The organism is Streptomyces sp. NPDC046122 (assembly GCF_056429965.1).
Window position 1 is genome coordinate 227,760 of the sequence record NZ_JBWKLQ010000008.1, and the last position, 17,473, is coordinate 245,232.

General features: G+C 68.7%; 17 protein-coding genes. 8 read left to right on the forward strand and 9 right to left on the reverse strand.

The window, feature by feature from the left end:
* The first annotated feature begins 173 nt into the window (after nucleotides 1-173).
* Both AC07FK_RS22580 and AC07FK_RS22585 read left to right on the forward strand, forming a co-directional pair.
* Nucleotides 174-2,864 (forward strand): transglycosylase domain-containing protein, encoded by a 2,691-nt coding sequence (locus tag AC07FK_RS22580; protein WP_479106724.1) that lies wholly within the window; start codon nucleotides 174-176, stop codon nucleotides 2,862-2,864.
* A 143-nt stretch (nucleotides 2,865-3,007) separates the two neighbouring features.
* Nucleotides 3,008-4,486, forward strand: coding sequence for a glycosyltransferase family 87 protein (locus tag AC07FK_RS22585; protein ID WP_479106725.1), 1,479 nt, complete (start codon nucleotides 3,008-3,010; stop codon nucleotides 4,484-4,486).
* Nucleotides 4,487-4,531: 45 nt separating this feature from the next.
* Here the strand turns inward: AC07FK_RS22585 and AC07FK_RS22590 are convergent, their stop codons facing one another.
* The 3 genes from AC07FK_RS22590 to AC07FK_RS22600 form a co-directional block, all read right to left on the reverse strand.
* Nucleotides 4,532-5,563, reverse strand: a complete 1,032-nt coding sequence (locus AC07FK_RS22590; protein ID WP_453401900.1) for an alanine racemase — start codon at nucleotides 5,561-5,563, stop codon at nucleotides 4,532-4,534.
* A gap of 96 nt (nucleotides 5,564-5,659) precedes the next feature.
* Complete coding sequence (locus AC07FK_RS22595; RefSeq protein ID WP_453401901.1) at nucleotides 5,660-6,778, reverse strand: lipid II:glycine glycyltransferase FemX; 1,119 nt, start codon at nucleotides 6,776-6,778, stop codon at nucleotides 5,660-5,662.
* Nucleotides 6,779-6,889: 111 nt separating this feature from the next.
* Nucleotides 6,890-7,204: a hypothetical protein gene (locus tag AC07FK_RS22600; RefSeq protein ID WP_479106726.1), complete on the reverse strand. Its 315-nt coding sequence runs from the start codon at nucleotides 7,202-7,204 to the stop codon at nucleotides 6,890-6,892.
* Between the two features lie 266 nt (nucleotides 7,205-7,470).
* On the opposite strand from AC07FK_RS22600, the gene rpsF reads away from it, so the two are divergent.
* The 4 genes from rpsF (at nucleotide 7,471) to rplI (ending at nucleotide 9,172) form a co-directional block, all read left to right on the forward strand.
* Complete coding sequence (gene rpsF, locus AC07FK_RS22605; protein WP_006604399.1) at nucleotides 7,471-7,761, forward strand: 30S ribosomal protein S6; 291 nt, start codon at nucleotides 7,471-7,473, stop codon at nucleotides 7,759-7,761.
* A gap of 75 nt (nucleotides 7,762-7,836) precedes the next feature.
* Nucleotides 7,837-8,427: a single-stranded DNA-binding protein gene (locus tag AC07FK_RS22610; protein ID WP_453401903.1), complete on the forward strand. Its 591-nt coding sequence runs from the start codon at nucleotides 7,837-7,839 to the stop codon at nucleotides 8,425-8,427.
* A gap of 43 nt (nucleotides 8,428-8,470) precedes the next feature.
* On the forward strand, nucleotides 8,471-8,707 hold the full coding sequence (gene rpsR / locus AC07FK_RS22615) for a 30S ribosomal protein S18 (RefSeq protein ID WP_003949403.1): 237 nt from the start codon (nucleotides 8,471-8,473) through the stop codon (nucleotides 8,705-8,707).
* Between the two features lie 18 nt (nucleotides 8,708-8,725).
* Nucleotides 8,726-9,172 (forward strand): 50S ribosomal protein L9, encoded by a 447-nt coding sequence (gene rplI / locus AC07FK_RS22620; protein ID WP_138895788.1) that lies wholly within the window; start codon nucleotides 8,726-8,728, stop codon nucleotides 9,170-9,172.
* 146 nt (nucleotides 9,173-9,318) lie between these two features.
* On the opposite strand, the gene AC07FK_RS22625 is transcribed toward rplI, so the two are convergent.
* Nucleotides 9,319-10,656 (reverse strand): MATE family efflux transporter, encoded by a 1,338-nt coding sequence (locus tag AC07FK_RS22625; RefSeq protein WP_479106727.1) that lies wholly within the window; start codon nucleotides 10,654-10,656, stop codon nucleotides 9,319-9,321.
* A gap of 476 nt (nucleotides 10,657-11,132) precedes the next feature.
* Here AC07FK_RS22625 and dnaB point away from each other — a divergent pair, with 476 nt between their 5' ends.
* Nucleotides 11,133-12,590, forward strand: coding sequence for a replicative DNA helicase (gene dnaB, locus AC07FK_RS22630; RefSeq protein WP_167518257.1), 1,458 nt, complete (start codon nucleotides 11,133-11,135; stop codon nucleotides 12,588-12,590).
* 154 nt (nucleotides 12,591-12,744) lie between these two features.
* Here dnaB and AC07FK_RS22635 read toward each other — a convergent pair whose 3' ends face one another.
* The 3 genes from AC07FK_RS22635 to AC07FK_RS22645 form a co-directional block, all read right to left on the reverse strand.
* A complete protein-coding gene (locus AC07FK_RS22635; RefSeq protein WP_479106728.1) occupies nucleotides 12,745-13,311 on the reverse strand; it encodes a dihydrofolate reductase family protein in 567 nt (188 codons plus the stop codon).
* A gap of 304 nt (nucleotides 13,312-13,615) precedes the next feature.
* Nucleotides 13,616-14,230: a hypothetical protein gene (locus tag AC07FK_RS22640; protein WP_479106729.1), complete on the reverse strand. Its 615-nt coding sequence runs from the start codon at nucleotides 14,228-14,230 to the stop codon at nucleotides 13,616-13,618.
* A gap of 136 nt (nucleotides 14,231-14,366) precedes the next feature.
* Nucleotides 14,367-14,984 (reverse strand): flavodoxin family protein, encoded by a 618-nt coding sequence (locus AC07FK_RS22645; RefSeq protein WP_479106730.1) that lies wholly within the window; start codon nucleotides 14,982-14,984, stop codon nucleotides 14,367-14,369.
* Between the two features lie 108 nt (nucleotides 14,985-15,092).
* Here AC07FK_RS22645 and AC07FK_RS22650 point away from each other — a divergent pair, with 108 nt between their 5' ends.
* Nucleotides 15,093-16,469 (forward strand): serine hydrolase domain-containing protein, encoded by a 1,377-nt coding sequence (locus tag AC07FK_RS22650; RefSeq protein WP_479106731.1) that lies wholly within the window; start codon nucleotides 15,093-15,095, stop codon nucleotides 16,467-16,469.
* Between the two features lie 41 nt (nucleotides 16,470-16,510).
* On the opposite strand, the gene AC07FK_RS22655 is transcribed toward AC07FK_RS22650, so the two are convergent.
* Together AC07FK_RS22655 and AC07FK_RS22660 are read right to left on the reverse strand one after the other, a co-directional pair.
* Complete coding sequence (locus AC07FK_RS22655; protein ID WP_479106732.1) at nucleotides 16,511-16,963, reverse strand: N-acetyltransferase family protein; 453 nt, start codon at nucleotides 16,961-16,963, stop codon at nucleotides 16,511-16,513.
* A gap of 35 nt (nucleotides 16,964-16,998) precedes the next feature.
* Entirely contained in the window at nucleotides 16,999-17,457 is a 459-nt protein-coding gene (locus AC07FK_RS22660) for a MarR family winged helix-turn-helix transcriptional regulator (protein ID WP_479106733.1), read from the reverse strand.
* Nucleotides 17,458-17,473: the final 16 nt, after the last annotated feature.

Genomic DNA, 17,473 nt, shown 5'->3' on the forward strand with positions numbered 1-17,473 from the left:
TCTGTGCGGCATGCAACCCACCGGGAACCAAGTGACGCCAGGGAGCGTCCTCGTCCTGGATGCACATGAGGCCGTACGGACGAGCCCGGCCCCGGGCTGGTCCGTACTTCGGGGGGACCGGAACTCACCTGCCGCTTCCAGGCGATCTCGCCTGCCCGAGGAGTAGTCGTTCGATGAGCGAGCACCGTCGCAAACCGTCGCAGCCGCAGGACGGAGGACGTGCCGCGGCCCGGCGAGCCGCCCAGCAGCCATCAGGCCGCCGCGCGGCCCCCACGCGGGACACGCACAGCACCACTGAGATGCTCTCCGGTTCGTACGGGGAGGAACGTCCTGCCGGCGGCAGAGCGGAGGCCCGCCGCGCCGCCCAGCGGAGCGCGTCGGCCGGCTCACGCCGACGCGGCGCCGAGCCTGCGGGCAGGGGTTCGGGCCGGGGGCGCGGAGCTCCGCCGGCGAACGACCGGTTCATCAACTACCCGCGCTCGGACCGGTATGGCTGGCGCCGGTTCCTGCCGTCCTGGAAGCTGGTCGGCGGTACGTGCCTGGGCTTCTTCGCGCTCCTGGTCGCGGGGATGGGCGTCGCGTTCGCTTGGGTGGACAAGCCCAACCCGCAACTGATGGCAGAGGCGCAGAACAACGTCTTCTACTGGAGCGACAACACGCAGCTCGCCGCGACCGGCGGCCAGCGCAATCGCCAGACGGTCACCCTCAAGGACATCCCGCAGGAGATGCAGGACGCGGTGATCGCGGCCGAGAACGAGTCGTTCGAGGACGACTGGGGAGTCGACCCCATGGGTATGGGCCGGGCCATCGTCAACATGGCCATGGGGCAGGAGACGCAGGGCGGCTCGACCATCACCCAGCAGTACGTGAAGAACCTGTACCTCGGCCAGGAGCAGACGATAAAGCGGAAGTTCACCGAGCTCATCATCTCGCTCAAGGTCGGCATTACTGACGACAAGCGCGAGGTCATGGAGGGATACTTGAACACCGCGTACTACGGTCGCGACGCGTATGGTATCCAGGCCGCGTCCCAGGCCTACTTCGGCAAGGACAGCCGAAAGCTGGACGCGTCCGAATGCGCTTTCCTCGCGGCGCTTCTCAAGGGGCCGAACCTCTACAACCCTGACGGTGGCCTCGGCGACAACGCCTCCCAGCAGGAGAACACGAAGCGTGCCCAAGGGCGCTGGTCGTGGATTCTCGACCGCGAGGTCGAGGTCGGCCGGATGACGCAGGCTGACGCGGACAAGTGGAAGAAGAAGGGGTTCCCCGAGCGCAAGGAATCCGAGCAGGCCACTGGCCTCGGTGGTCAGAAGGGCTACCTGGTCGAGACCGCCAAGAAGTACGTGCTGAAGCAGACCGACATCACGCCCGAGCAGCTCGCGCTCGGCGGCTATCGCATCTACACGACCTTCGACAAGGGGAAGGTCAGGGCGATGGAGAAGGCGGTCAACAAGACCAAGAAGGAATTCCTCGACGCCAAGGCGCGCCCCGAGACGGACAAGTTCGTCCAGTTCGGTTCCGCTTCCGTGGACGTGGACACCGGCGCGATCGTCGCGCTGTACGGCGGCGACGGCTGGGACAAGAAGCACTTCACCAACAACGCCGACACGTCCGGCGTCCCCGTCGGCTCGACCTGGAAGCCCTACGTCCTCGCCGCGGCGATGCAGCACGGCACGTACAAGACCGCCCCTACGGGCCTTTCGCCGCTGAGCAAGTACAACGCCAATGACCTGATCGTCATCAGGGACCAGAACGGCAACCCGATTCCGGGCAAGAACGGTCAGCCGTTCCGGCAGAAGAACGAGAGTGACAAGGCCTACGGTTACGTCACCCTCAGGGAGGCGATGGAGAAGTCCATCAACACCCCCTTCGTGCAGCTCGGAATCGACGTCGGTCACGAACATGTGGCCCAGATGGCGGAGGACACCGGAATCCTCAGCCAGTCGATGGACAAGAACAACGCGTCCTTCTACCTGGGCACATCCACCCCAAGTGCCATCCGCATGGCGGATTCGTACGCGACCTTCGCCGCTTCCGGCAAGCACCGCGAGCCGTACTCCGTGAAGAAGGTGCTTCACAAGGGGCAGAAGGAGCCCGGCTTCGACAGGCCGAGGGCCAAGCGGGCGATGGACCCGGAGGTCGCGGACAACGTCACCGACGTCCTCAAGAACGTCATCGAGAGCCCCGAGGGCACCGGCCAGAAGGCGCAGAAGCTGGGCCGTCCGGCCGCCGGCAAGACCGGTACCACCGACAAGAACAAGTCGGCCTGGTTCGTCGGCTACACCCCGCAGCTGTCGACCGCGGTGACCCTCTTCCGTACGGACCCCGAGTCCCGCAAGCTCCTGTCGATGAACGGCACCGGCGGCGTCCCGTCCATCCACGGTGGTGACATCCCCGCCGAGGTCTGGACGAACTACATGAAGGACGCTCTCAAGGACGATAAGGTCGAGGACTTCCCGCCGGCCGTCCCCATCGGCGAGAAGGCCGACGGAACCGGCGCCCCGTCCCCGACGCCGACTCCGTCGCCGTCCGAGGAGCCGTCCGAGACGCCGTCCGCCACCCCGTCCGAGACTCCTTCGGTGACCCCGTCGCCGTCCGTTACCCCGAGCCAGACCAAGTCCTGCAAGCCGTTCGACTGGGCCTGTGACGACGGCGAGGACGCCGGTGGCACCAGCGAAGGCGGTACGGACGCCGGCGGTACCGACGCGGGTGGCACGGACACCGGGGGCACCGACACCGGGGGGGCCACCGACGGCAGCACAGCCGACGGCGGTACCACCGACGGCACCACCACCGAAGGCGAGACCGACGGAAAACCGGGCAACGGCAGCAGTAACGGCGGCCTCTTCGGAGGCGGCGGCTGACGCCGGGCACCACCCCACCCCTGACGAGGGCCGTCGCACCCAGGTGCGGCGGCCCTCGCCGTTGTCCACAGCCACGGACGTGTGCGCACAGTGTTGTCCACAGCCCCGGACGTGCGCACAGTGCCGTACGGCAGGATGACCCCATGACGAGCGTGCATGAGGACCGGCCCGTAGTACGGCCCACGCATCAGGACAAGGTCGCGGCGGCGGGCAGCGAGCTGATCGGCGGACCCGTCGGCCGGTGGGCCGCGCTGGGCGCGTCACGGCTCTCACCCGTACGCGTCGTCGCCCTGGTGGCGGTCGGCATGTTCGCGCTCGGCATGGTGCAGAAGATCCCGTGCTACGAGTGGGCCTGGTTCCGCGGCACCAGTTCGCAGTACACGCACGCCTGCTACTCCGACATCCCGCACCTGTACCTGGGACGGGGCTTCGCGGACGGCCTCGTGCCGTACTTCGACCGCCTGTCCGGCGACATGGAGTTCCTCGAATACCCCGTCCTGACCGGCCTCTTCATGCAGGTCGCCGCGTGGCTGACCCTGCCCTTCGACGGGTCCGTCCAGGAGCGCGAACAGGCGTACTGGATGGTCAACGCGGGCATGCTGATGATCTGCGCCGCCGTCATCGCCGTCTGCGTCGCCCGTACGCACCGACGACGCCCCTGGGACGCCCTTCTCGTCGCGCTCGCGCCGGCCCTCGCCCTCACCGCAACCATCAACTGGGACCTGCTGGCCGTCGCCCTGACGGCCGCGGCGATGCTCATGTGGTCCCGGGGCCGTTCGCTGGCCTTCGGCATCCTCGTCGGGCTGGCCACCGCCGCGAAGCTCTATCCCGTCCTGCTCCTGGGACCGCTCCTCGTGCTGTGCTGGAGGGCGGGCAGATACCGCGAGTACGGCGCCGCGCTGCTCGGTGCGGCGGGCGCCTGGCTGCTGGTGAACCTGCCCGTCATGATCTTCGCGCCCGAAGGGTGGAAGAAGTTCTACACCTTCAGCCAGGAGCGGTCCGTCGACTTCGGCTCGTTCTGGCTGATCATCACGCAGCGCACCGGGAAGCCGCTCGACGTCGAGGCCGTCAACACGTACGCGACGCTGCTCATGGTCGCGCTGTGCGCCGGGATCGCCGCGCTGGCCCTGACCTCGCCCCGCCGGCCGCGCTTCGCCCAACTGGCCTTCCTGGTCGTCGCGGCGTTCATCCTCACCAACAAGGTCTACTCGCCGCAGTACGTCCTGTGGCTCATCCCCCTCGCCGCCCTGGCCCGGCCGCGCTGGCGCGACTTCCTCATTTGGCAGGCCGGCGAGGTCATGTACTACCTCGGGATCTGGATGTACCTGGCGTACACCACCAGCGGCGACAAGCAGCGCGGCCTGCCCCCCGAGGGCTACCAGCTCGCCATCGCGCTGCACCTGCTGGCCACGCTCTACCTGTGCGCCGTCGTCGTACGCGACATCCTGCTGCCGGAGCGGGACGTCGTACGGTGCGACGGCTCGGACGACCCCTCGGGCGGGGTCCTCGACGGAGCGGAGGACCGCTTCGTCCTGGGCAGGGCCGCGCATCCGCCGCGGCACGCCGCGCACGACGTCGAGGGGCCGCGGGTGGAATGGGGCGCCACGGCGTCGGGCGGCTGACGCCCCGCTGGGGTCAGCCGCCCGAATACGCGGTGCTGCGGAGGGTCAGCGGTCGACGATGCGGTCGAACTGCGTCGTCGTGTGGCGCAGATGGGCCACCAGTTCCTCGCCCACCTTCGGCTCCTGTGCGTCCGAGGGGACGAACAGGATCGAGACCTGCATGTGCGGTGGCTCGGCGAACCAGCGCTGCTTGCCGGCCCACACGAACGGGGCGAGGTTGCGGTTCACCGTGGCGAGGCCGGCCCGCGCCACGCCCTTGGCGCGCGGCATCACACCGTGCAGCGCCTTGGGCGCCTCCAGGCCGACACCGTGCGACGTACCGCCGGCCACGACCACGAGCCAGCCGTCCGAGGCCGCCTTCTGCTGGCGGTAGCCGAACCGGTCGCCCTTCGACACCGGGGTCACGTCCAGGACCGAGCCGCGGTACTCCGTCGCCTCGTGGTCGCCCAGCCACAGCCGGGTGCCGATCCGCGCGCGGAAGCGCGTCTGCGGGAACTGCTGCTGCAGCCGCGCCAGTTCGTCGGCCTTCAGGTGGCTGACGAACATCGTGTGCAGCGGGAGACGCGCCGCGCGCAGCCGGTCCATCCACCCGATGACCTCCTCGACCGCGTCCGAGCCGTCGGTGCGGTCCAGCGGCAGGTGCAGGGCGAAGCCCTCCAGGCGCACGTCCTCGATGGCCGCGTGGAGCAGGCCGAGTTCCTCCTCCTTCACACCGTGCCGCTTCATCGAGCTCATGCACTCGATGACGACGCGGGCGCCGACCAGCGCGTGCACACCGTCGACGGACGACACCGAACGCACCACCCGGTCCGGCAGCGGCACCGGCTCCTCACCGCGCCGGAACGGTGTCAGGACGAGCAGGTCACCGCCGAACCAGTCCTTGATGCGGGCGGCTTCGTAGGTGGTGCCGACGGCGAGGATGTCCGAGCCGAAGCGGGTCGCCTCGTCCGCGAGCCGCTCGTGACCGAAGCCGTAGCCGTTGCCCTTGCAGACCGGCACGATTCCGGGGAACTGGTCGAGCACGGACTTCTGGTGCGCCCGCCAGCGCGCGGTGTCGACGTAGAGGGTGAGCGCCATGGCCGGTCCGGAACCTTTCTGGTGGCTGCGGTGTATCGAGGTATGGGGGCGAACGGTGCGAGTGCGGGGACGTGCGAGTGCGGGGACGAGCGAGTATCAGCGGCGCGACATGTACATGTCGAGAGCCTTGTGCAGCATCTTGTTGAGCGGGAAGTCCCACTCGCCGACGTACTCCACAGCCTCCCCGCCCGTGCCCACCTTGAACTGGATCAGGCCGAACAAGTGGTCGGTCTCGTCGAGCGAGTCCGAGATGCCCCGGAGGTCGTAGACGGTCGCGCCCATCGCGTACGCGTCGCGCAGCATCCGCCACTGCATCGCGTTCGAGGGCCGGACCTCGCGGCCGATGTTGTCGGAGGCGCCGTACGAGTACCAGACGTGGCCGCCGACGACGAGCATCGTCGCCGCGGACAGGTTCACGCCGTTGTGACGAGCGAAGTACAGCCGCATGCGGTTGGGGTCCTCGGCGTTCAGGACGGACCACATGCGCTGGAAGTACGAGAGCGGGCGCGGCCGGAAGCGGTCACGCACCGCGGTGATCTCGTACAGCCGCTGCCACTCGGCGAGGTCCTCGTAGCCGCCCTGGACGACCTCGACGCCGGCCTTCTCGGCCTTCTTGATGTTGCGCCGCCACAGCTGGTTGAAGCCCTTGAGGACGTCGTCGAGCGAACGGTTCGCCAGCGGCACCTGGTACACGTAACGGGGCTGCACGTCGCCGAAGCCGGCTCCGCCGTCCTCGCCCTGCTGCCAGCCCATCTTCCGCAGCCGGTCGGCCACTTCGAACGCACGCGGCTCGATGTGCGTCGCCTCGATGTCGCGCAGGCGCTTCACGTCCGGGTCCTGGATGCCGGCCTTGATGGCGGGCGCGTCCCAGCGGCGGATGACCACCGGCGGGCCCATCTTCACGGAGAAGGCGCCCTGCTGCTTGAGGTGCGCCAGCATCGGCTGCAGCCAGTCGTCCAGGTTCGGCGCGTACCAGTTGATCACCGGGCCCTCGGGGAGGTACGCGAGATAGCGCTTGATCTTCGGCAGCTGCCGGTAGAGCACGAGGCCGGCGCCGACCAGCTGACCGCCCTGGTCGAACCAGCCCAGGCTCTCCGAGCGCCACTCCGTCTTGACATCGGCCCATGCCGGGACCTGGCAGTGGCTCGCCGCGGGCAGGCTCTGGATGTATGCCAGATGCTGCTCTCGGCTGATGGTCCTCAGGGTCAGGCTCATGACGGGGCGCTCCTCGGCAGGTCTGTCCCCATGGGATCAGGGGCTCCGGCTCTCGCGCCGAAGCCTACTGCGCCCAAGGAGCGCCCCGACTGGCCGCTGACCCAGCCGGGCCTATCCGAGCACCCCGCCGAACAGACCGCCGTGGGCCATGCCGAGGAAGAAGCCCACCGCGGACGCGCCCAGGCCGACGATCATCGGGAACCGCTCGCGGGTCGTGGCCGAGATGAACTGGCCGTACGCACCCGTGAGGATGCCGACCAGACCCGTCCACGAGCTGAGCAGGTGCAGGTTGTGGAACATCGCCGAGACGAAGGCGATCGCGCCCAGTACGAGCGTCACCACGAGCAGGGTGTCCTGGAGCGGATGTGGCTTGCCGTCGGTCTCGAAGAGCGAGCTCGTGGAGTGTCGTCGCATTGCCTGCGCCATGGGGCACCTCCTGCTGGAAGGCGGCGAACGTGATGCCGCACACACCCGATGTGTACAGATTGTGGCCCCTCAGGGCCGGATTTCAACCGGAAGGCGTTGAGCAGGTAGTCTGTACGGTCTGCACCGGTGTCTGCCCTGCCAGAAAACGAGCCTCTCCCCTCGCGGAAGGCGGCTTGTCAGTGGCGGCCGATACCGTTGCGTACGCATCACGACCCTCCTGCCACGGAACGACCGTGGCCGCTGAGTCCAAAGGAGGTGGGTTCCACATGCGTCACTACGAAGTGATGGTCATCCTCGACCCCGATCTCGAGGAGCGCGCTGTCTCCCCGTTGATCGAGAACTTCCTCTCCGTCGTCCGTGAGGGCAACGGAAAGGTCGAGAAGGTCGACACCTGGGGCCGTCGTCGTCTGTCCTACGAGATCAAGAAGAAGCCCGAGGGCATCTACTCGGTCATCGACCTGCAGGCCGAGCCTGCGGTCGTCAAGGAGCTCGACCGACAGATGAACCTGAACGAGTCGGTCCTCCGGACCAAGGTCCTCCGCCCCGAAACCCACTGAGCTCAGTAGCTCAGCGGTAATCGGGTCCGAGTAGCAACAAGCAGCCAGCAGCAATCCCCGCCGAGAGGTTCACCCATGGCAGGCGAGACCGTCATCACGGTCGTCGGCAATCTCGTCGACGACCCCGAGCTGCGCTTCACCCCGTCCGGTGCGGCGGTCGCGAAGTTCCGTGTCGCGTCCACTCCCCGCATCTTCGACAAGCAGACCAATGAGTGGAAGGACGGCGAAGGCCTGTTCCTCACCTGCTCGGTCTGGCGTCAGGCGGCGGAGAACGTCGCGGAGTCGCTTACGCGAGGCATGCGCGTCGTCGTTCAGGGCCGGCTCAAGCAGCGGTCCTACGAAGACCGCGAGGGCGTCAAGCGCACGGTCTACGAGCTGGACGTCGAGGAAGTCGGCCCCAGCCTCAAGACGGCCACGGCCAAGGTCACCAAGACCACCGGCCGAGGCGGTCAGGGTGGGTACGGCGGCGGCCAGCAGGGCGGTCAGGGCGGCGGCAACTGGGGCGGAGCCCCCGGCGGCGGCGGCCAGCAGGGTGGCGGCGCTCCCGCCGACGACCCCTGGGCCAGCAGTGCACCGGCCGGCGGCGGGCAGCAGCAGGGTGGCGGCGGCTGGGGCGGAAGCTCCGGCGGCGCCGGCGGCGGCTACTCGGACGAGCCCCCCTTCTAGGGCGGGCCCGTACACCACTTCTTGATCACACAGGAGAAACACCATGGCGAAGCCGCCTGTGCGCAAGCCTAAGAAGAAGGTCTGCGCATTCTGCAAGGACAAGGTCACGTACGTGGACTACAAGGACACGAACATGCTGCGGAAGTTCATTTCCGATCGCGGCAAGATCCGTGCCCGCCGCGTGACCGGCAACTGCACGCAGCACCAGCGTGACGTCGCCACGGCAGTCAAGAACAGCCGTGAGATGGCGCTGCTGCCCTACACGTCCACCGCGCGATAAGGGAAGGGTGACCGAAAAATGAAGATCATCCTCACCCACGAGGTCTCTGGCCTCGGCACTGCCGGCGACGTCGTTGACGTCAAGGACGGCTACGCTCGCAACTACCTGGTTCCGCGTGGTTTCGCGATCCGCTGGACCAAGGGTGGCGAGAAGGACGTGGCGCAGATCCGCCGCGCCCGCAAGATCCACGAGATCGCGACCATCGAGCAGGCCAACGAGATCAAGGCCAAGCTCGAAGGCGTGAACGTGCGTCTGGCCGTTCGCTCCGGCGACGCCGGCCGTCTCTTCGGTTCCGTCACGCCGGCCGACGTCGCTTCGGCGATCAAGGCCGCCGGTGGCCCCGAGGTCGACAAGCGCCGCGTTGAGCTGGGCGCCCCGATCAAGACCCTTGGCTCGCACCAGGTCTCCGTGCGTCTGCACGCCGAGGTCGCCGCGAACCTGGGCGTCGAGGTCGTCGCCGCCTAAGCGCTGCGCATCGCAGAGCAGTCAGAAGGGCCGCACCCCACGGGGTGCGGCCCTTCGTCGTTTCACGTGAAACACGTAGGTGCTCAGGGCGCGCCGCGGTCGGTCAGCGCATCGCTCCTGCGCCTGCCCAACGCCTGACGCCTGGCTCAGCGGGAGGCGCCCGTGACGATCCAGCGGCCCGAGCGCGCACGCAACCAGAGCGTCAGCATCCGTACCACCATCATGAGCGTCATCGCCCACCACAGGGCGGTCAGTCCGCCGCCGAGTACCGGTACCAGCAGCGCCGCCGGCGTGAACACGGCGAGCGTCGCCAGCATGGCCCAGGCCAGGTACGGCCCGTCTCCGGCGCCCATCAGCACGCCGTCCAGCACGAACACGATGCCTGCGATCGGCTGGGACACGGCCACCACCAGCAGGGCCGGGAGCAGCGCGTCCCGTACGACGTCGTCGCTCGTGAAGAGCGGGATGAACAGCGGTCGTGACACCGCGACCAGTACGCCGAGCACCACCCCGGAGACGATGCCCCACTGCACCATCCGCCGGCATGCCTCCTGGGCGCCCTTGGGGTCGTCGGCCCCCAGATACCGGCCGATGATCGCCTGGCCCGCGATGGCGATCGCGTCGAGGGCGAAGGCCAGCAGACTCCACAGGGACAGGAGGATCTGGTGGGCCGCGACATCCGCGTCCCCGAGCCGGGCGGCCACCGCGGTGGCGATCATCAGAACGGCGCGCAGCGACAGCGTGCGGATCAGCAAGGGTGCGCCGGCCTGGGCGCAGGCCCGGATGCCGGCGGCGTCAGGGCGCAGGGACGCGCCGTGCTTCCTGGCGCCGCGGATCACCACCACGAGATATACGGCGGCCATCCCGCACTGGGCGATCACGGTGCCCCAGGCGGAACCGGCGATGCCGAGTTCCGCGCCGTACACGAGGCCCACGTTGAGGGCCGCGTTGGCGGTGAAGCCTCCGACGGCGACGTAGAGCGGGGTCCTCGTGTCCTGGAGGCCGCGCAGGACACCGGTGGCCGCGAGTACCACGAGCATCGCGGGGATGCCGAGACTGGAGATCCGCAGATACGTGACGGCGTATGGGGCGGCTGTGCCGGAGGCGCCGAAGAGGTCGATCAGCCAGGGGGCGGAGGGCAGGACGACCGCGATCACGGCGACGCCGAGGAGCAGAGCCAGCCAGATGCCGTCCATGCCCTGCCGGATCGCGGCCTGCAGGTCGCCCGCGCCGACGCGGCGGGCGACCGCGGCGGTGGTGGCGTATGCGAGGAAGACGAAGACGCTCACGGCGGTCATCAGGAGCGCGGCGGCGATGCCGAGGCCCGCGAGCTGCGGGGTGCCGAGATGACCTATGACGGCGCTGTCGACCATCACGAAGAGGGGCTCGGCGACCAGGGCGCCGAAGGCCGGCAGAGCCAGCGATACGATCTCGCGGTCGTGCCGGCGTCGACGGGTCTTCGCTGCCGTGGGTGCCTGAGTCATGGGCCTAATCTAATCTTCCACAGGTAAGGGATGCAATGATGTATCAGCCCTTACGGACAGGTGCTTTCCAGGTCGGGCTGTGCGCCGTTTGTTCTGATCTTGAACCGGGGGCCGAAGTTTTTCTTCCCCACAGCCGGTGGATGGAGAAAATGCAGGTCAGAAGGGTGCGGGCGGAGGTGCTATGAGTTTGTCCACAGTGCTGTCCCCCGGTCCGTGCACAGGTTCTGGGGACTTCTCCACAGCAACGGGTCGTTCGTCCACACGGCCTGTGGATAACCAGATTGGCTGACGGTGCCTACGGGCCTACCGTGGTGCGGCGCCCGCCTTCCGTTCCGGCCTCGGAAGCTCGTCGAACTTGATGCGCCGGAACCGGAGTCGGGCGTCTTATTTGTCAGAGCCGTGCCGTAAGAAAGAGTGGCACAGCGAGGTCCGCGCAGCGGACGGGAGGAGGTGGCCCGGTGAGCATTTCCGAGCCATTGGACGACCCCTGGGCCGACAGCGGTCCCGGTGACCGTCTGCCCTCCCGCCGTCGCCGCGGCGAAGGCAGGGGCCGCGACGAACAGCACGACCGCGGTGGCGAGGGCGGCGGCTGGGAGGGCGGCTCCCCGGCGTTCGAGCGGGTGCCCCCGCAGGACCTCGACGCCGAGCAGTCCGTTCTGGGCGGCATGCTGCTCTCGAAGGACGCCATCGCGGACGTGGTGGAGATCCTCAAGGGCCACGACTTCTACCGCCCGGCCCACGAGACCGTCTACACGGCGATCCTGGACCTCTACGCCAAGGGCGAGCCGGCCGACCCGATCACCGTGGGCGCCGAGCTGACCAAGCGCGGTGAGATCACGAAGGTCGGCGGCGCCTCGTACCTGCACACCCTGGTGCAGACGGTGCCGACCGCGGCGAACGCGGAGTACTACGCCGAGATCGTCCACGAGCGGGCCGTGCTGCGCCGACTGGTCGAGGCGGGCACGAAGATCACGCAGATGGGATACGCGGCCGACGGCGACGTCGACGACATCGTGAACGCCGCCCAGGCCGAGATCTACGCCGTCACCGAGCAGCGGACCAGCGAGGACTACCTCCCGCTCGGCGACATCATGGAGGGGGCGCTCGACGAGATCGAGGCGATCGGCTCCCGTACGGGCGAGATGACCGGTGTGCCCACCGGCTTCACGGACTTCGACTCGCTCACCAATGGTCTGCACCCCGGCCAGATGATCGTCATCGCGGCCCGTCCCGCCATGGGAAAGTCGACGCTCGCGCTGGACTTCGCGCGGGCCTGCTCGATCAAGAACAATCTGCCGAGCGTGATCTTCTCCCTCGAAATGGGGCGCAACGAGATCGCGATGCGTCTGCTGTCGGCGGAGGCGCGGGTGGCGCTGCACCACATGCGTTCGGGCACGCTGACGGACGAGGACTGGACGCGGCTCGCGCGCCGGATGCCGGACGTCTCGCAGGCCCCGCTGTACATCGACGATTCCCCGAACCTGTCGATGATGGAGATCAGGGCGAAGTGCCGTCGGCTGAAACAGCGCAACGACCTCAAGCTGGTCATCATCGACTATCTGCAGCTGATGCAGTCCGGTGGGTCGAAGCGGGCGGAGAGCCGCCAGCAGGAGGTCTCGGACATGTCGCGAAACCTCAAGCTGCTGGCGAAGGAACTCGAACTCCCGGTGATCGCGCTCTCGCAGCTGAACCGTGGCCCCGAGCAGCGTACAGACAAGAAGCCGATGGTCTCCGACCTGCGTGAATCGGGCTCCATCGAGCAGGACGCCGACATGGTCATCCTGCTGCACCGCGAGGACGCGTACGAGAAGGAGTCACCGCGTGCGGGCGAGGCGGACCTGATGGTGGCCAAGCACCGTAACGGTCCGACGGCGACGATCACGGTGGCGTTCCAGGGCCACTACTCACGCTTCGTGGACATGGCGCAGATCTGATCCGTACCTGCGAGCGGGCAGAGCGGGGCAGGGCCGTGAAGCTGCCCCGATGCTGTAAACGCGTCGCCGCAGCCGCACAGACGATCCCGGCTGAGGAAATGCCACGACGGTGAGAGGGAACGCCCATCCAAGTCGTGAGACAGCGGGAAGCTGCTCAGCGCCTCGTCTCGTACCTGGTCAGGACCACGCCGCCCGGAAACGTCCGCGTCTCCACCAGGTTCAGCCTCACCCAGCTGTCCAGCGCGGTGAAGAGCGGCGTGCCGCCGCCCACCAGGACCGGATGGGCGGCGATCACGTACTCGTCGATCAGCCCGGCGTGCATGGCCGCACCGGCGAGCGTTGCGCCGCCGATGTCCATGGGGCCGCCGTCCTCGGCCTTGAGCCGGGTGATCTCGGCGATCGCGTCGCCGGTGACCAGGCGGGTGTTCCAGTCGACCTTGTCGATCGTCGAGGAGAACACCACCTTCGGTGTGTCCCGCCAGTTCCGCGCGAACTCGATTTCCGCCGGCGTGGCGTCGGGCTGCTGGTCGGCGGTCGGCCAGTAGGAGCTCATCGCCTCCCAGAGCTTGCGCCCGTACAGCGACAGGCCACTCGCCTGCTCGTGGTCGAGCCACCACTGGAACAGCTCGTTGCTCGGCGGTCCGCTCCAGCCGATGTCGTCGCCGGCCGCGGTGATGTAGCCGTCCAGGGTCACATTCATGCCGTAGATCAGTTTCCGCATGACCAGCCTTCCGTCCGTGGGTGTCCGACGTACAGACCAGCGTGGCGCGGGAAACACATCGGTGCGCGATCTGGGCTCGCGGTAGTCCTCGTGCTCGGCGCTCAGCGTGGTGTATTCGGCCCGACACGGGCAAGCCGCCTGATCTCGACCTCGCCTTCGCCTTCGCCTTCGCGAGGAAATGCCATGGAATTGCGGCTGCTCATGGGTGACAAGGCCGTGAGACAGCCAAGAACACGCAGGTCATGCGAGATCGACATGTCACGAGCGGCGGACCCCGCAACCTCGCCGGCGCGCGGTCGGCCGGTCAGTCCTTGACCGGCCACTCCAGAGGTTCCTTGTAGAAGCCCCGGGTCAGCTCCACCGCTGCGGCCTTCTGGCCTTCCGGGACGAGGAAGGCGGTGCAGATCTTCTCCGACTGGCCCTCGCTGAGCTTCTTGTCGTAGTCCGTGGCGGGGCAGTTCGGCCACTTCGCCTCGCCCATCAGGACGAGGAGGGCGCGGGTGCGCACGCCCCCGTCCGTCCTGACGACCAGGTCGTCGTCCATGTCGCTCATGCCCATGGGCTTGCCGCTCTTGTGCGTGAGCGTCGACCACACGTAGACGGGCACCTGCGGGCCGTCCTTCTCGTCCTTCTTGAGGCCCGAGTTGTCCATGTCGGCCGTGGTGCCGGTCTCCACCTTGGTCGGTGTGACCGTGTACTTGGCGCCCGACGACTCCTTCATGTCGCTCTCCTGCTCGGGGCTGGGCTCACCGAGACGGAAGACCTGCTTCTCGTCGGAGGCGTCCGAACCGGAGCCGGAGGACTGGGAGTCGGAGCTTCCGCGCTTCTTGCCCGAGCCCAGGTCGCCGCAGCCCGTCAGTGCCAAGGCCAGCGCCAGAGCACCCACCACGGCCGGTACGGCACGAGTCGACGTACGCATCTGATTCTCATTTCCCCGTTGACTGTCCCCGTGCCCGGCCGGGGCGCATCACCCGCACAGCCGGACCCTGAATCCGCTGTAGATCTTGCCAGAGCGCAGTCGTCCGCCCTCGGGCGGGCCGGGCGGGGACGGCCGGCTAACGCGTGCCGGCTTCCTCCTCGTAGGGGAAGCGGGCGAGCGGGGCCTCTTGCTGGAAGAACGTCTTGGCGCGGATCATCGCTCGTTCGTCGTCGCGTACCTGGCCGGGGCGGGAGCCGTTGCCGAGCAGCAGGCCGCCGAAGCGCATCCCCATGTACGCCGCCGTGTTGGTGAGGGTGGTCGCCAGCCCGTCGGCGACGATTTCGTCGCGGTCGGCCATGACCGTCACTCCCCACAGAGTCCGTCCCGCCATCCGCTCCATGAAGTCGAAGCCGGGCACCGCAAGCCAGCCCGACCAGTAGTCGAGGTAGCGCTTGGTCTGCGCGGAGAGGCTGTACCAGTACAGCGGCGAGGCGATGACGATGTCGGTGGCCGCCACAGTGGCCTCGCGCAGCGCCTCTTCGGTCTCCCCTACGGGCCATTCGCCGCTCTCGTGCCGTCCGTCCTGGAAGTCGGGCAGCGGGAGCCCGGCCAGGTCCAGCCAGCGTTGCGGCGTACCGGCGGGCAACTGCTCCGCGGCGGCCCGCGCGAGCATCTCGGTGTTCCCGTCGGGGCGGGCGCTGCCGAGGACGAAGAGGAACGAGCGGTCCGGGCCACTGGTCGTGTCGATGGTCATGTCTGCTCCAGGGCGAGAGGGGCGGTCCCTCGCTACCAACTGGCTTGTGGCCGTGGCTTATTCCGAAATGGGCTCGACTGGGCGGGGCGGTGCCGGTAGGTGTTGACCATGACGTCACCGCTCGAAGAGCTCCTTCCCGGCACGCGCCGTGCCCTTCTGCACCGCATCGCCACCGCACAGGCGGAGGGCAGGGCGCCCTCGCTCGTCGCTGCGGTGCAGCGCGACGGACGGGTCGTCTGGACGGGCTCCCGTACGTGCGTCGAGGGGCACGGTCCGGACGCGCACACGCAGTACCGGATCGGTTCTATCACCAAGACTTTCACTGCCGTGCTGGTGCTGCGGTTGCGCGACGAGGGGCTGATCGACCTCGGCGATCCGCTGGAGAAGCACCTGCCGGGTACCGGGGCGGGTGAGGTGACGGTCGCACAACTGCTGTGCCACACCGCCGGGTTGGCGGCGGAGACGCCCGCGCCCTGGTGGGAGCGGACCCCGGGGTCCCTGCGCCCCGGCCTCGCCGATGTGCTGGGCGAGGAAGCGCGACTGCATCCGGCCGGCCGAACCCACCACTACTCCAACCCCGGCTACACGCTGCTGGGCCGGCTCGTCGAAGCGGTACGGGGGCGGCCGTGGGCCGAGGTCCTGCGGGGCGAGATCCTCGAGCCGCTGGGCATGCGCCGTACGAGTCCGGACCCCGAAGCTCCGCACGCCGGTGGCTGGGCGGTGCACCCGTGGGCCGATGCGATCCTGCCGGAACCGGCCGCGGACCTCGGGCTGATGGCTCCCGCCGGTCAGCTCTGGTCGACCGCCGCCGACCTCTGCCGGTTCGCCGCCTTCCTCGCCGCCGGTGACGAGAAGGTGCTGAGCGCCGCGTCCGTACGGGAGATGCGCACACCCGCCGCGCCCCCGGCCCCGGGGGAGGCAGCCGGGGGCTACGGGCTCGGGCTGCAGATCGTCCAGGGCGGCGGACGGGCGCTGGTCGGCCACTCGGGGTCGCTGCCGGGCTTCGTCGCCGGTCTGTGGATCAGCGTGGAGGACGGGCTGGCCGCGGTCGCGCTCACCAACGCCACATCGGGGCTGTCCGCTCCGACGGTGGCGGCCGACCTGATCCGCATCGTCGCCGAGGCGGAGCCGCGTATCCCGGAGCCCTGGCGCCCGCTGCCCGAGGTCGACCACGACCTGCTGGCGCTGACGGGCCCGTGGTTCTGGGGTACGGCGCCGTACGCCGTCACGCTCGTCGCCGACCGGGGCCTGGAGCTTCAGCCGCTGCGGGGTAACGGCCGGAGCTCGCGCTTCGCGGCCCGGCCGGACGGCGCCTGGACCGGCCTCGACGGCTACCACCTGGGGGAGACGCTTCGGGTGGTGCGGCGGGAGGACGGCTCGGTGAGCCATCTGGACCTGGGGTCGTTCGTCTTCACCCGCGAGCCGTACGAGCCCGCAGACGCGATTCCTGGGGGTGTGGACGAAGGCGGCTGGCGCGGTCTCTGATGTTTCACGTGAAACTGCCCGGCCGCCCGGTGAAGAGGTGCTCAGAGGTTGAGCTTGAATCCGAGGTGGGAGGCCTCGAAGCCGAGCCGCTCGTAGAAGCGGTGGGCGTCGGTGCGGGTGGCGTCGGAGGTGAGCTGGACCAGCTGGCAGTTCTCGCGACGGGATGCGTCGATCGCCCACTCGATCAGCAGGCTGCCGAGGCCGCTGCCGCGTTCGTCGGCGTGAACGCGTACGCCTTCGATGATCGAGCGGGTGGAGCCGCGGCGGGACAGGCCGGGGATGATCGTGAGCTGGAGCGTGCCGACGATCCTGTTCTCGCGTACGGCGACGACCAGATGCTGGTTCGGGTCGCCGGCCAGCCGGGCGAGGGCGGCCGTGTACGGGGCGAGGTCGTCGGGGGACTCGCGCTGTGCGCCCAAGGGGTCGTCGGCGAGCATGGCGACGATCGCCGGAAGGTCACCGGCGGTCGCGGGGCGTATCTCCAGATCATTCATGGGCGCAGAGTACGCAGGCCGTGGCATTCTCGCGGTTAGGCGGGCACCCGCAGCTCCTCCACCGCTCTGACCAGAGGCGCGAGTTCGGCGTTCTTGGCGGCCTCGTCCAGTGCCTCGCGCAGGGCAGCGTCGTTGGTGGGACGGGCTTCGGCCAGCAGGGCCTGACCGGCCTCGGTCACGTCGGTGTAGATGCCGCGCCGGTCGGTCTCGCAGAGGTAGCGGGTCAGCAGCCCGCGGTCTTCGAGGCGGGTGACCAGCCGTGTGGTGGCGCTCTGGCTCAGTACGACGGCGTCGGCCACCTGCTGCATCCGCAGGTGCCCGCCGGGGCCGCTGTGCTGACGGCTCAGGACGTCGAGGAGCGAGTACTCCCGCACGCTCAGGCCGTGCCGGCTCTGCAGCGCCTTCTCGATGTGGGAGTCGATCCTGCCGTGCAGCAGCGACAGGGCGCACCAGCCCTGCGAGAGGGCGGTCAGGGCCGGATCTGTCGCTGTCATGGATCTCTCCTTGTCC

What these genes read in the sequence shown, in the direction of transcription:
- AC07FK_RS22645 (WP_479106730.1), bottom strand. Translation starts at nt 14,984, where the DNA reads ATGACCATCGACACGACCAGTGGCCCGGACCGCTCGTTCCTCTTCGTC.
- AC07FK_RS22585 (WP_479106725.1), top strand. Translation starts at nt 3,008, where the DNA reads ATGACGAGCGTGCATGAGGACCGGCCCGTAGTACGGCCCACGCATCAG.
- AC07FK_RS22580 (WP_479106724.1), top strand. Translation starts at nt 174, where the DNA reads ATGAGCGAGCACCGTCGCAAACCGTCGCAGCCGCAGGACGGAGGACGT.
- AC07FK_RS22610 (WP_453401903.1), top strand. Translation starts at nt 7,837, where the DNA reads ATGGCAGGCGAGACCGTCATCACGGTCGTCGGCAATCTCGTCGACGAC.
- AC07FK_RS22595 (WP_453401901.1), bottom strand. Translation starts at nt 6,778, where the DNA reads ATGAGCCTGACCCTGAGGACCATCAGCCGAGAGCAGCATCTGGCATAC.
- rpsF (WP_006604399.1), top strand. Translation starts at nt 7,471, where the DNA reads ATGCGTCACTACGAAGTGATGGTCATCCTCGACCCCGATCTCGAGGAG.
- AC07FK_RS22600 (WP_479106726.1), bottom strand. Translation starts at nt 7,204, where the DNA reads ATGGCGCAGGCAATGCGACGACACTCCACGAGCTCGCTCTTCGAGACC.
- AC07FK_RS22650 (WP_479106731.1), top strand. Translation starts at nt 15,093, where the DNA reads ATGACGTCACCGCTCGAAGAGCTCCTTCCCGGCACGCGCCGTGCCCTT.
- AC07FK_RS22635 (WP_479106728.1), bottom strand. Translation starts at nt 13,311, where the DNA reads ATGCGGAAACTGATCTACGGCATGAATGTGACCCTGGACGGCTACATC.
- AC07FK_RS22655 (WP_479106732.1), bottom strand. Translation starts at nt 16,963, where the DNA reads ATGAATGATCTGGAGATACGCCCCGCGACCGCCGGTGACCTTCCGGCG.
- AC07FK_RS22625 (WP_479106727.1), bottom strand. Translation starts at nt 10,656, where the DNA reads ATGACTCAGGCACCCACGGCAGCGAAGACCCGTCGACGCCGGCACGAC.
- rplI (WP_138895788.1), top strand. Translation starts at nt 8,726, where the DNA reads ATGAAGATCATCCTCACCCACGAGGTCTCTGGCCTCGGCACTGCCGGC.
- AC07FK_RS22590 (WP_453401900.1), bottom strand. Translation starts at nt 5,563, where the DNA reads ATGGCGCTCACCCTCTACGTCGACACCGCGCGCTGGCGGGCGCACCAG.
- AC07FK_RS22640 (WP_479106729.1), bottom strand. Translation starts at nt 14,230, where the DNA reads ATGCGTACGTCGACTCGTGCCGTACCGGCCGTGGTGGGTGCTCTGGCG.
- rpsR (WP_003949403.1), top strand. Translation starts at nt 8,471, where the DNA reads ATGGCGAAGCCGCCTGTGCGCAAGCCTAAGAAGAAGGTCTGCGCATTC.
- AC07FK_RS22660 (WP_479106733.1), bottom strand. Translation starts at nt 17,457, where the DNA reads ATGACAGCGACAGATCCGGCCCTGACCGCCCTCTCGCAGGGCTGGTGC.